This is a genomic window from Actinomycetospora soli, from assembly GCF_021026295.1.
GTDB classification, from domain to species: Bacteria; Actinomycetota; Actinomycetes; order Mycobacteriales; family Pseudonocardiaceae; genus Actinomycetospora; species Actinomycetospora soli.
Genome location: NZ_JAJNDA010000047.1, coordinates 1 through 12,504, shown reverse-complemented (window position 1 = coordinate 12,504; position 12,504 = coordinate 1). Strand labels below are relative to the sequence as shown.

At 74.7% G+C, this 12,504-nt stretch carries 11 protein-coding genes and 1 pseudogene; 1 reads left to right on the top strand and 11 read right to left on the bottom strand.

Going from position 1 to position 12,504, the window contains the following annotated elements:
• Positions 1-42: 42 nt before the first annotated feature.
• The 5 genes and pseudogenes from rimM to LN037_RS31520 form a co-directional block, all read right to left on the bottom strand.
• On the bottom strand, positions 43-567 hold the full coding sequence (gene rimM, locus LN037_RS31540; RefSeq protein ID WP_230760976.1) for a ribosome maturation factor RimM: 525 nt from the start codon (positions 565-567) through the stop codon (positions 43-45).
• On the bottom strand, positions 568-807 hold the full coding sequence (locus LN037_RS31535; protein WP_018334829.1) for an RNA-binding protein: 240 nt from the start codon (positions 805-807) through the stop codon (positions 568-570).
• A gap of 10 nt (positions 808-817) precedes the next feature.
• Positions 818-1,177: pseudogene (gene rpsP / locus LN037_RS31530) on the bottom strand (30S ribosomal protein S16); the annotation flags it as partial.
• Between the two features lie 168 nt (positions 1,178-1,345).
• Positions 1,346-2,050 carry a 5-oxoprolinase subunit PxpA gene (locus tag LN037_RS31525; RefSeq protein WP_230760974.1) on the bottom strand — a complete coding sequence of 235 codons (705 nt, stop codon included), beginning with the start codon at positions 2,048-2,050 and terminating at the stop codon, positions 1,346-1,348.
• A complete protein-coding gene (locus tag LN037_RS31520) occupies positions 2,050-3,126 on the bottom strand; it encodes an amidohydrolase family protein (RefSeq protein ID WP_372460577.1) in 1,077 nt (358 codons plus the stop codon). The genes LN037_RS31525 and LN037_RS31520 overlap by 1 nt, the downstream gene beginning before the upstream one ends.
• A gap of 228 nt (positions 3,127-3,354) precedes the next feature.
• Between LN037_RS31520 and LN037_RS31515 the strand changes: the two genes are divergently transcribed.
• A complete protein-coding gene (locus LN037_RS31515) occupies positions 3,355-3,735 on the top strand; it encodes a Uma2 family endonuclease (protein ID WP_230760970.1) in 381 nt (126 codons plus the stop codon).
• 1 nt (position 3,736) lies between these two features.
• On the opposite strand, the gene ffh is transcribed toward LN037_RS31515, so the two are convergent.
• The 6 genes from ffh to ftsY form a co-directional block, all read right to left on the bottom strand.
• Complete coding sequence (ffh, locus tag LN037_RS31510; protein WP_230760968.1) at positions 3,737-5,338, bottom strand: signal recognition particle protein; 1,602 nt, start codon at positions 5,336-5,338, stop codon at positions 3,737-3,739.
• A 115-nt stretch (positions 5,339-5,453) separates the two neighbouring features.
• Positions 5,454-6,584 carry a macrolide family glycosyltransferase gene (locus tag LN037_RS31505; RefSeq protein ID WP_255695411.1) on the bottom strand — a complete coding sequence of 377 codons (1,131 nt, stop codon included), beginning with the start codon at positions 6,582-6,584 and terminating at the stop codon, positions 5,454-5,456.
• Between the two features lie 81 nt (positions 6,585-6,665).
• The gene (locus LN037_RS31500; RefSeq protein WP_230760965.1) at positions 6,666-9,173 is read right to left on the bottom strand and encodes a [protein-PII] uridylyltransferase; all 2,508 of its coding nucleotides are present in this window, start codon (positions 9,171-9,173) and stop codon (positions 6,666-6,668) included.
• Between the two features lie 129 nt (positions 9,174-9,302).
• On the bottom strand, positions 9,303-9,641 hold the full coding sequence (locus LN037_RS31495) for a P-II family nitrogen regulator (protein ID WP_179794233.1): 339 nt from the start codon (positions 9,639-9,641) through the stop codon (positions 9,303-9,305).
• 3 nt (positions 9,642-9,644) lie between these two features.
• The gene (locus tag LN037_RS31490) at positions 9,645-10,982 is read right to left on the bottom strand and encodes an ammonium transporter (RefSeq protein ID WP_308286220.1); all 1,338 of its coding nucleotides are present in this window, start codon (positions 10,980-10,982) and stop codon (positions 9,645-9,647) included.
• A gap of 320 nt (positions 10,983-11,302) precedes the next feature.
• A partial coding sequence (ftsY, locus tag LN037_RS31485) for a signal recognition particle-docking protein FtsY (RefSeq protein WP_230760963.1) occupies positions 11,303-12,504 on the bottom strand: 1,202 nt, incomplete at its 5' end.

Below are 12,504 nucleotides of genomic sequence, written 5' to 3'. Positions count from 1 at the left end.
GGACGACAGCAACGACGCTTTCCTGCCACGAGGGGTGGGGCCCTACTCCGGGTCGAGCAGCCCGTCGGGCGGGTCGAGCACCACCCGGCCGCCGGGGACGTCCACGGTCGGCACGATGGCGCGCACGAACGGCACGAGGAGCTCGGAGCCGTCGCGGTCGATCACGAGCAGTTCGCCGCCCGCCCCGTGGTCGACGGCGGTGACGGTGCCGACGACCGTGCCGTCGGCCAGCTCGGCCCGCAGGCCCTCGAGCTGGTGGTCGTGGAACTCGTCCGGGTCGTCCGGCGCGGAGTCCGAGGGTGGCGCGGACAGCGTCACGCGGCGCAGCCGCTCGGCGGCGTCCCGGTCGGGCACCTCCTCGGCCGCGACCAGCAGCCGTCCGGAGTGCCAGCGGGCCCCGACGACCGTCAGGAACCCGCCGTCGGGAAGGCGCAGCCGGGAGCCCGGGGCGAACCGGGACTCGACCTCGTCGGTGGAGGGCTCGACGACGAGCTCGCCGCGCAGCCCGTGCACCTTGACGACCCGCCCGACCACGCGGAGGTCGGACGGATCGTCGGCAGCGCTCATCTAGCGGTCGGTGTCGACGACGTCGACCCGGACACCGCGCCCGCCGACACCGCTGATCACGGTGCGCAGCGCGGTCGCGGTGCGCCCGCCGCGGCCGATGACCTTCCCCAGGTCGTCGGGGTGGACCCGGACCTCGAGGGTGCGGCCGCGGCGGTTGGTGACGAGGTCGACGGAGACCTCGTCGGGGTGCGTGACGATGCCGCGCACCAGGTGCTCGAGAGCCTCGGCGAGATCACTCATCGAGGACTCACTCGGCAGCGGCGTTGCCGCTGACCTTGGCGAGCTCCTCGTTGAAGCGGGCCTGCTTGTCGACCTTCTCCGGCGCGCTCTTCAGGCGGCCGTCGGTGTGCGGCAGGCCCTTGAACTTCTGCCAGTCGCCGGTCACCTTCAGCAGGGTGTGCACCGGCTCGGTCGGCTGCGCGCCGACGCCCAGCCAGTACTGCGCCCGCTCCGAGTCGATCTTGATCGTGCTCGGGTTGTCCTTCGGGTGGTACTCGCCGATCGTCTCGATGACGCGCCCGTCACGACGGTTACGGGCGTCGGCGATGACCACGCGGTAGTGGGGCTCGCGGATCTTGCCCATGCGGGCGAGCTTGATCTTGACGGCCACGGGTCCGGTGTACTCCTCGTTCGCGGTACTGCTGAGTGCTCGACGTCCCCGCGCGGCGTGGGGTGCCGTGCGTGCGCCGGAGGTCCGACGGTCACGGCCCAGGGAGAGGGTGGCCGTGACGCAACTCCCCGATTGTGCCAGAGACCGGCCACGTCGCCGGTGCCCGGGCTACCGGAGCGCCGCACGCACCGCCCGCGCGTTCCCGACCGCCTCCGGGGTGTCCCCGTGCAGGCACAGCGAGTCGGCGCGCACGGGCACCTCCGTGCCGTCCACCGCGACGACCACGCCGTCCCGCGCCAGGCGCACCGCGCGCTCGACGACGGCGTCGGTGTCCGGCAGCAGCGCGCCGGGCTCGGAGCGCGGGACGAGGGTGCCCTCCGGGGTGTAGCCGCGGTCGGCGAACGCCTCGGCGATCGTCGTGAGCCCGGCGTCGGCGGCGAACTCGAGCAGCTTCCCGCCCGGCAGCCCCATCACCGGCAGGTCCCCCGCGTCCCGGGCCGCCTCGACCACGGCGCGCGCCTGCGCCTCGTGGTGCACCACCGCGTTGTAGAGCGCCCCGTGCGGCTTGACGTACTCCACCGGCCCGAAGGCCCGCAGCGCCCCGATCTGGTAGAGGATCTCGGCGGTGAGCGTCCCGGGGTCGACGTCGAGGAACCGCCGGCCGAAGCCGGCGAGGTCGCGGTAGGAGACCTGCGCGCCGATGCGCACCCCCCGCTCCACCGCCCGGGCGCACACGCGGCGCATCGTCACGGCGTCGCCCGCGTGGAAGCCGCAGGCCACGTTGGCGGAGGTGACGATCTCGAGCAGCGCGTCGTCGTCGGTGAGCGGCCAGGGGCCGAAGCCCTCGGCGAGGTCGGCGTTGAGGTCGAGCACTACAGGGCCCGCCCCCGGCGCAGGACGGCCACCGGACGGCGCAGCGCCGAGGTGTCGCTCCGCGGGTCGTCCGGGGTGACCACGACGTCCGCCGGCGCCCCCGCCTCCGGTCCCGGCCGCCCCAGCCAGGCGCGGGCCGCCCCCGAGGCCGCGGCGAGCGCCCGCTCCGTGCCCAGGCCCACCTCGGCGAGCGCCGCGATCTCGTCGACGATGCGGCCGTGGCGGATGCCGCCGCCCGCGTCGGTCCCGGCGTAGACCGGGATGCCCGCGTCGATCGCGGCGGCGACCGTCTCGCGGGACCGCGCGTAGAGCTCGCGCATGTGGGCGCCGTAGGCCGGGAACTTCTCGCCCGCCGCGTCGGCGAAGGACGGGAAGTTCTCGACGTTGATCAGCGTCGGGACCAGCGCGGTCCCCCGCTGCGCCATCATCGCGATGGTCTCGTCGGTCAGGCCCGTCCCGTGCTCGATGCAGTCGATGCCCGCGCCGATCAGGCCGGGCAGGGCGTGCTCCCCGAAGACGTGCGCGGTGACGCGGGCGCCCCGGTCGTGCGCGGCGGCGATGGCCTCGGCGAGCACGTCGTCGGGCCACAGGGGCGTGAGGTCGCCGGCCTCGCGCTCGATCCAGTCGCCCACGAGCTTCACCCAGGGGTTGCGGTCCGCCTGCTCGGCGACCAGGCGCGGCAGGTCCGCGGGGTCGTCGGCGTCGATCGGCAGACCGCGGATGTAGCGCTTCGGCCGCGCCAGGTGTCGTCCGGCCCGGACGATCTCGGGCATCCGCGGGTCGTCGTCGAGCGGGCGGGTGTCGATCGGCGAGCCGCAGTCGCGCAGCAGCAGCGCCCCGGACGCCGCGTCCGTGTGCCCCTGGGTCCGCGCCTCCTCGAGCTCCACCGGGCCGTCCGGGCCGATCCCGACGTGGCAGTGCGCGTCGACCAGGCCCGGCAGGATCCAGCCGTCGATCCGGTCGGCACCGGCGATCGCCTCGTCGGTGATCAGGCCGTCGTCACCGACCCAGAGGTCGCGCGGGGCGTCGTCGCCGCTGCCGTCGAGGACCGGGCCGTGGAGGTGGAGGGGCACGATGCGGGAGCCTAGGAGACGGGACGTGGGCGCGAGGGGAACCCTCGTGCCGTGAGAGCGCTCGGCTCCTCCCCTCACGGGGCGCCTTCCCGACGACGGGGCGCACCCGCCGGGCAAGATCCGGAAGCGCCGAGCGAAGTGCGCGCTCAGCGAGCACCTCGCTCCGCAGAACAGGATCTTGCGGCCGGCCGGGGCCGGCTCTGACGACGGGCCGCCCGCTACGGTCGCGCGGTGCATCCGGTCGCCGAGGTGATCGCCGCGGCGCTCGAGGCCCAGGCGCCGGGCGGGTTCGTCGTCCCGCGGAGGAAGCCGATCCACGTCCCCGGCGGCCTCGTCCGGACGCCGGATCTGCTGGTCGCCCGCACGCTGCGCCGGTCCTACGCCCCGGACGAGGTCCTCCTCGCCGTCGAGGTGGAGCCCACCGCCGACGACCGCACGAGCTCGCCCGCGGTGTACGGCGAGCACGGGGTCCCGCACGTCTGGCGGGTCACCCCCGAGCCGCCGACGATCCGCGTGTTCGCGTTGCGCGACGGGGTCCACCAGCAGGTCGCGGCGTCGGCGCACGTGCTCGCCCACGCCCCGTTCCGGCTGCGGGTGGACCTGACCCGCTGACCTACTTGCGGCGCTTCTTCTTGTTGCCCTTCGGCCCGCCGCCGGACTTGGTGCCCGGGAACGACAGGGCCGACGGGTCGAAGTCGGCCGGCAGCTCGTTCATGCCGGCGAGCCCGGGCGGGAGCTGGTTCAGGCCCGGCGTCTCGTAGGAGCCGACCTGACGCTGGCCGCCGCTCTCGGTGGCGATGCCCGCGATCGCCGGCATCTGCTTCGGCCCCCGCTGCTGCGGACGCCCGCCGCCCTTGCGGGCGTTGCGCGCGGCCTTGCGGGCGGCACCGCGCCCCGCCGAGCCGGGCAGCCCGAACTGGCCGGCCATCTTCGTCATCATCTTCTTCGCGTCGAAGAAGCGGTCGACGAGCTGGTTGACGTCGGAGACGCCGACACCGGAGCCGTTCGCGATCCGCAGCCGCCGCGACCCGTTGATCATCTTGGGGTCGGCCCGCTCCGCGGGCGTCATGCCGCGGATGATGGCCTGCACGCGGTCGAGGTGCTTCTCGTCGATCTGGCCGAGCTGGTCCTTCATGTTCGCCGCGCCCGGCAGCATGCCGAGGATGTTGGCGATCGGGCCCATCTTGCGGACCGCCTGCATCTGCTCCAGGAAGTCCTCGAGGGTGAACTCGCCCTCGGACATCTTCTGGGCGGCCTTCTCGGCCTGCCCCTCCTCGAACGCCTGCTCGGCCTGCTCGATGAGGGACAGGACGTCGCCCATGCCGAGGATGCGCGAGGCCATCCGGTCGGGGTGGAAGACGTCGAACTCGTCGAGGCCCTCGCCGTTGGAGGCGAAGAGGATCGGCTGGCCGGTGACCTCGCGGACCGAGAGCGCCGCACCACCGCGGGCGTCGCCGTCGAGCTTGGTGAGCACCACGCCGTTGAAGCCGACGCCGTCGCGGAAGGCCTCGGCGGTGTTCACCGCGTCCTGACCGACCATGGCGTCGAGCACGAACAGGATCTCGTCCGGCGTGACCGCGTCGCGGATGTCCGCGGCCTGCGCCATCAGCTCCTCGTCGACACCGAGACGACCCGCGGTGTCGACGACGAGCACGTCGTACTGGCGGGTGCGGGCGTCGGCCACGGCGCGGCGGGCGACGTCGACCGGGTCGCCCACGCCGTTCCCGGGCTCCGGGGCGAACACCTCGACGCCGGCGCGCTGGCCGACGATCTGCAGCTGGTTCACCGCGTTCGGACGCTGCAGGTCGCAGGCCGCGAGCATCGGCGTGTGGCCCTGGTTCTTCAGCCAGCGCGCGAGCTTGCCGGCCAGCGTGGTCTTGCCGGAGCCCTGCAGACCGGCCAGCATGATCACGGTCGGCGGGTTCTTCGCGAACCGCACGCGCCGGGTCTCGCCGCCGAGGACCCCGATGAGCTCCTCGTTGACGATCTTGACGACCTGCTGGGCGGGGTTGAGCGCCTCGGAGACCTCCGCGCCCTTCGCCCGCTCCTTGATCTGCTTGACGAAGGCGCGCACCACGGGGAGGGCGACGTCCGCCTCGAGCAGCGCGATGCGGATCTCGCGGCACGTGGTGTCGATGTCGGACTCGGAGAGCCGGCCCTTGCCGCGCAGGTCCGACAGGACCGATGTGAGGCGATCGGAGAGGGTGTCGAACACGGCGGGCGTACTCCCGGGGTCTGGCTGGTCGGACCGCCGCGGGACTCCCACGCGGGCGGCCCCCGACGGACCTCCAGCCTAACCGGCGGGCCCGACGGTGCTCGGCCACCCGTCGTCAGGAACGCGCGGCCTCCACGAGGTCCGCCGCCCGGCGCGCACCCCCGGCCGCCTCGAGGTCCGCCGCCGCACCGGCGCACCGGGCGCGGACCGCGTCGGTGTCGAGCGCGACGGCCGCCTCCCGCAGCGCCGCCGCGGTCACCGCGTCGCGCTCCACGACGACGCCCACCCCGGCCTCCGCCAGCATCTCCGCGTTGCCGAACTGGTCGACCGCCTGCGGGATCGCGATCATCGGCGTCGCGGTCGCGAGCCCCTCGGAGCACCCGCCCATGCCGGCGTGGGTGACGAACAGCGAGGTCCGGCGCAGGACCGCCAGCTGCGGGATCCAGGCGTGCGCGGTGGTGCCCGCGGGCAGCGGGCCGAGGGTGGCCGGGTCGATCCGCCGCCCGATCGCCAGCACCACCCGCCGTCCGGCGAACGCCTCGGCGACCGTGCGCCAGAAGGCCGGGTCGGCGGTGTAGGCCGAGCCCAGGGAGACCAGCACGTCGACGTCCTCGGACCAGTCACCCTGGTGCGCCCGGGCGTCCAGGCACGGCCCGACGAAGGTGTAGCGGTCCGGGTCGACCTTCTCGGCGTGCGGCTGGAGCAGGCGCGGGATCAGCACGACCGAGGTGTCCGGCACCCCGACGAACGTCTCCGGCGCGAGGTCCACGCCCTCGGCGGCGAGCCAGGCGGCGAACCGCGCCAGGTACTCCTGCCCCGCCGGACTCGCGTACAGCTCGGCCATGCCGGTGTCCTGCTCGAACCCCTCCCACGCCACCATCGCCGGCGAGAGCTGCAGGCACGGCACGCCCCACCGGAGCCCCAGCACCCGCGCCGCGTAGCCGCCGATGTCGGCGAGGAACACGTCCGGCCGGTCGTCCGTCAGCGCCGCCTCCAGCTGCGGGGTCACGTGGCGGCCCTCGTCGAGGAAGAGCCCCATCCCGACGACGGGGTCGTCCGGCCAGCGCTCGTCGCGCGTCTCGTCCGGGAGGACCGACGTGTGGACGAGCGGCGTCGCCCCCGAGGACGCCACCAGCTCGGCGAACGGGGCCGGGATCGCGTACTGCACCCGGTGCCCGCGGGCGACCAGCTCGGCGATCACCGGCAGGTTCGGGTTGATGTGGCCGTGGGCGCCGGCGCCGACCATGACGATGTGCACGGGCGGGGACCCTGCCAGCGCCGCACGTCCGGTTCGACCGGTTTTCCGGGCTCGTGCCGCACCCCGTCGTCAGGAGGGGTCGGGGGCGACCGCCGCCATCACCGCCGCCTCGATCGCCCGACGGCGGGTCGGGTCGAGCGGGACCACGCGGCCGGTCCCGGGGCTGTCGTGCTCGCCGGACTCGCCGTCCGGCGACGCCTCGAGGCAGAAGGCGTCGACCACCGACGAGCCGAGGGTCGACACCCGCGCCCAGCGCACGTCCACGCCCTCGGCCTCCAGCGCCGCGGCCACCCCGTGGAGCAGGCCGATGCGGTCGGCGGTCCGCAGTTCGAGCACCACCGCGCCGGTCGCCTCGTCGTCGAACCACAGCACGCGGGTCGCGGGCGGGGCGGCGCCGGCGGCCCGCGACGACGAGTAGTCCCGCTCCTTGGCGGCGAGGCGCGCGGGGAGGTCGAGGGAGCCCTTGAGCACCCGCACCAGGTCCTCCCGCAGCAGGGACGCCTCGGGGAGACGACCGAACCGCGGCGAGACCGTGAAGCTGTCGACGGCCACGCCGTCGTGCTCGACGAGCACCGCGGCGTGCACCTGCAGCGAGTGCAGCGCCAGCACCCCCGCGGCCCGGCTGAGCAGCCCCGGCCGGTCGGGCGCGGCGACCGTCATCGTCACCGTGGTCAGCTCGTCCGCGGCCTCGACCGAGACCTCCGGGCTCCCGCTGGCGGCGACCGACCGCGCCAGCGCGAGCCGGTCGTCGGAGAGCGGCTCCGGGCCTGGCATCCCGCCGCCGGCCATCACCTGGCGGCAGCGCCGGACCAGGTCGCCGAGCAGGGTCGCCCGCCACGGGGTCCAGACGCCGGGTCCGGTCCCGAGCGCGTCCGCCTCGGCGAGGGCGTGGAGCAGTTCGAGCAGGACCGGGTCGCCCTCGAGGGTGTCCACGACCCGCTGCACCGTCGCCGGGTCCTCCGGGTCGCGCCGCTGCGCCGTGTGCGGCAGCAGCAGGTGGTGGCGCACCATCTGCCCGAGGGTCTCGACGTCGGCCGGCCAGAGCCCGAGCCGACGGCCGAGGTGCCGCGCGAGCTCCGCGCCGACGACCGAGTGGTCCTCGTCGCGCCCCTTGCCGATGTCGTGGACCAGGGCCCCGATGAGCAGCAGGTCCGGCCGGGCGACCCGGGTGGTCAGCTCCGACGCGCGGCGGGTCACCTCGACGAGGTGGCGGTCCACGGTCCAGACGTGCGCGCGGTCGCGCGGGGGCAGGTCGCGCACGGCGCCCCACTCCGGGAACAGCCGGCCCCAGAGCCCGGTGCGGTCGAGCGCCTCGATCACGTCGACCATGCCCTCGCCGGCGGCGAGCAGGGCGAGCAGCTCCTCGCGGGCGGCGCGGGGCCACGGCTCGCGGAGCTCGGGGGCGGCGTCGGCGAGCCGGCGCAGCGTCCCGGCGGCGATCGGCAGGCCGGTGCGCGCCGCCACGGCCGCGAGCCGCAGGACGAGGGCGGGGTCGCGGGTGACCTGGGCCTCGCGGGCCAGCACGATCTCGCCGCCCTGCTCGACGACGCCCTCGTCCAGACCGCGACGGGTCGGGGTGCGGCGCAGGGCGGCGAGGCCCCGGCGCGGCAGCGCGGCCCGGGCCGAGCGCAGGGCGACGTCGGTCGCGTAGACGACGGTGCGGGCGGCGCCGGAGAGCGAGCGGGCGAGGTCGTAGCGGTCGGTGACGCCGAGGTCGGGCACGCCGGCGAGCTCGTGCGCGTCCTCGGCCTGCAGCACGTCGCGCGCACGGCCGGCGCGGCGGTGCAGCTCGGTGCGCAGGTCGAGCATGAGCCCGCGCGCGGAGCGGACGTCGACGGCGGGGCGGTCGACGAGCTGGGCGGCGGCGAGGGCGTCGAGGAGCTGGACGTCGCGCAGGCCGCCGCGGCCGTTCTTGAGGTCGGGCTCGACCCGGTGGGCGACCTCGCCGGAGCGCTGCCAGCGCGCACGGGTGGCCTCCACCAGGTCGTCGAACCGGCCACGGATGCCCGCCCGCCACGCCTGGCGGGCGGAGGAGGACAGCCGTTCGGCGAGCTCGGCGTCGCCCGCGATGAGGCGCACCTCGAGCAGCCCCAGGGCGACGCGCAGGTCCTCGGTGGCGACCCCGACCGCCTCGCCGACGGTGCGGACCGAGTGGTCCAGGCCGATGCCGGCGTCCCACAGCGGGTACCAGAGCGCGTCGGCGATCCGGGCGACCTCGTCGGGGGCCTTCCCGCGGCTGCGGCCCGTTCCGTCGTGCACGAGCACGAGGTCGAGGTCGGACCAGGGCGCGAGCTCGCGGCGTCCGAGCGCCCCGACCGCCACGAGTGCGGTGCCGGTCCCCGGGCCGACGCCGACGGCGGCGGCGCGGGTGGCGAGCCAGAAGTCGTGCAGTTCGACGAGCGCCTCGCGCAGTGCCGCGGGGCCGAGGCGCCGGGCTCCGGGCGGGGGCGAGAGCAGGGCGGTCCGGGCGCGGACCAGGTCGACGGCCGCGCCCTCGTCCGACTCCCCCGAGACCGCCAGCGACGGGAGCGCTCCCCCGGACTCGTCCCCGGCTCGCCCCGACCCCACTGCGACCATGCCCGTCCTCTCCGGTGGTGCGGCCCCACCGACGGGGGCGCACGGTGACTTCCGGGGGTCGACGTGGCAGCACCGGGCCCGCCGTCGGGAAGCTCCCGACGACGGGTCCGGTGCCGGTCGACCTGCGAGCTAGAGGGCGTCGGCCCCGCGCTCGCCGGTGCGCACGCGCACCACGGTCTCGATCGGGGTCACCCAGACCTTGCCGTCACCGATCTTGCCGGTGCGGGCGGTCTCGGCGATCGCGTCGAGGACCTTCTCCGCGGTGGAGTCGTCGGTGACGACCTCGATGCGGACCTTGGGCACGAAGTCCACCGAGTACTCCGCACCGCGGTAGACCTCGGTGTGGCCCTTCTGGCGGCCGTAGCCCTGGACCTCGCTCACGGTCATCCCCAGGACGCCGAGCTGCTCGAGCGCCCCCTTCACGTCCTCCAGGACGAACGGCTTGATGATCGCTGTCACCATCTTCACGGGTCAGCCCTCCTGACCGGCCGAGGCCGGCACCTTCGACGTCGCGGCCTCGAGGATCGAACCGCTCCCGCCGCCCGAGCGCAGCCCGGAGTAGTCGTACCCGGTCTCGGCGTGCTGGGACTCGTCGATGCCGGTCGACTCGTCCTCGGCGCTGACGCGGAAGCCGATCGTCACCTTGATGAGCAGCGCGATGATCGCCGTGACGACGAAGGAGTAGACGAGCACCGTCGCCGCGGCCAGGGCCTGGATGCCCAGCTGCCCGAGCCCGCCGCCGTAGAACAGGCCGTCGACGCTCGCCTCGTTCAGCGAGGTGGAGCCGAAGAGGCCGATGAGCAGCGTGCCGATCAGACCACCGACGAGGTGGACGGCCACCACGTCGAGCGAGTCGTCGAAGCCGAAGCGGAACTTCAGCGAGACGCACAGGGCGCAGACCGCACCGGCGATGACGCCGATGGCCAGGCCGCCCAGCGGGGTGACGAACGCGGCGGCCGGGGTGATCGCGACGAGGCCCGCGACGGCACCGGAGGCGGCCCCGAGCGTGGTCGGCCTGCCGTCCCGGAACTGCTCGACGACGAGCCAGCCGACGGTCGCGGCGGCGGTGGCCAGCATCGTCGTCGTGAAGGCGATCGCGGCGTTGGCGTTGGCGCCCAGCGAGGAGCCGGCGTTGAAGCCGAACCAGCCGAACCACAGCAGGCTCGCGCCGAGGAGCACGAAGGGCAGCGAGTGCGGACGGCCCGGGTCACGCGGCCAGCCGCGGCGCTTGCCGAGCACGATCGCGAGGGCGAGACCCGCCGCACCGGCGTTGATGTGGACCGCGGTACCACCGGCGAAGTCCAGCGCCTTGATGCCGTTGGCGATCCAGCCGCCGGTCTCGGCGGTGACGCCGTCGAACGAGAAGACCCAGTGGGCGACGGGGAAGTAGACGATCGTCGACCAGAGCACGACGAAGATGCCCCAGCTCCAGAACTTCGTCCGCTCCGGCACCGCACCCGCGATCAGCGCGGGGGTGATGACCGCGAACATCAGCTGGAACATCGCGAACGCGAGGATCGGGATCTTGTCGGGGTCGGTGCCGATCGGGTCGGTCGGCAGACCGTTCAGGCCGACGTACTCGAGGCCGCCGAGGAGGCCGCCGCCGATGTCGTTGCCGAAGGCCAACGAGAACCCGTAGAGGCACCACAGCACCGGCACGATCGCCAGGCACATGAAGTTCATCATGAGCATGTTCAGGACGCTTCTCGAGCGGACCATGCCGCCGTAGAAGAACGCGAGCCCTGGGGTCATGAGCATCACCAGCGCAGCGCTGACGAGTACCCACGCGGTACTTCCGGCATTCAACACGAGCGTTCGTCCCTCCTGCGGTCGCCATCCGGCGTGGCGGTCACTGGGAGGGAAGAATGCTGAGAGCTTGTTTCCGGCGACGTCCGGCGGTGTTTCTCGGCAGTTAACAGCCCGCCGGTCCGTGTGACCATCAGGTTGCCGAAGCGGACATCGCGGGACTTCGTGGCGTGAGTCACCCGTGGGCAGTGACGGTGGGTGATTCCCGCGGCGCGTCGATCACGCTGCGTGTCACCCGATCGGGCTCGTCGTGTGCCGCCGCTGCGAGGGTGACGGCAGGCAGGCCCCGGGACTCCCGGACCTGCCCCTCGTCACCCTCGTGCTCAGCGCAGCAGGGCGTCCACGAACGCGGCGGGCTCGAACGGGGCGAGGTCGTCGGGGCCCTCCCCGAGACCGACGAGCTTCACCGGCACGCCGAGCTCGCGCTGGACCTGGAAGACGATGCCGCCCTTGGCGGTGCCGTCGAGCTTCGTCAGGACCACACCGGTGACGTCGACGACCTCGCGGAACACGCGGGCCTGCGTGAGCCCGTTCTGCCCGGTGGTCGCGTCGAGCACCAGCAGCACCTCGTCGACCTCGGCCTGGCGCTCGACGACGCGCTTGACCTTGCCGAGCTCGTCCATGAGGCCGGTCTTCGTGTGCAGCCGGCCCGCGGTGTCGAGCAGCACGGCGTCGACCCCCGCGTCGGCGCCGCGCTTCACGGCGTCGAACGCCACGCTGGCGGGGTCGGCACCCTCGGCGCCGCGCACGACGCGCGCGCCGGCCCGCTCCCCCCAGGTCTGCAGCTGCTCGGCCGCGGCCGCGCGGAAGGTGTCGGCCGCGCCGAGGACGATCTCGTGCCCGCCGCCGACGAGCACGCGGGCGAGCTTGCCGGTGGTCGTGGTCTTGCCGGTGCCGTTGACCCCGACGACGAGCACCACGGCGGGCCGTCCGTCGTGGGCGAGGGCGCGCACGGAGCGCTCCATGTCGGTGCCGAGCGTCTCGACGAGGACCTCGTGCAGCAGTTCGCGGACCTCGTCGGACGTGCGGACGCCCCGGGAGGCGATCCGCTCGCGGAGCTTGCCGACGACCTCCTGCGTCGTCGCCGAGCCGAGGTCCGCCATGAGGAGCTGGTCCTCGACCTCCTCCCAGGAGTCCTCGTCCAGGTCGCCGGCGCCGAGGAGGCCGAGCAGCCCCGTGCCGAGGGTGGACCGGCTGCGCCCCAGACGACCGCGGAGCCGCTCGAGCCGACCCTCGGGCGACGCGATGGGCTCGCTCGGGGCGGGCGCCACGTCCGCGGCCGGCGCCTGCGGCGCGGCGGCCGGCGGGGCAGCCTGCGGAGGAGCAGGCGGAGCGGCCGGCGGGGCGGCCTGCGGAGGAGCGGCCGGCGGCGCGGAGGCCGACCCGGTCTGCGGCGGGATCTCGGTGGTCCGGTCCGGCGCGGGGGCCGACCCCGTCTGCGGCGGAATCTCGGTGGTCCGGTCCGGCGCGGGCGCCGACCCCGGCTGCGGCGGGCGCTCGGTCGTCCGGTCCGGCGGGGGCGCGG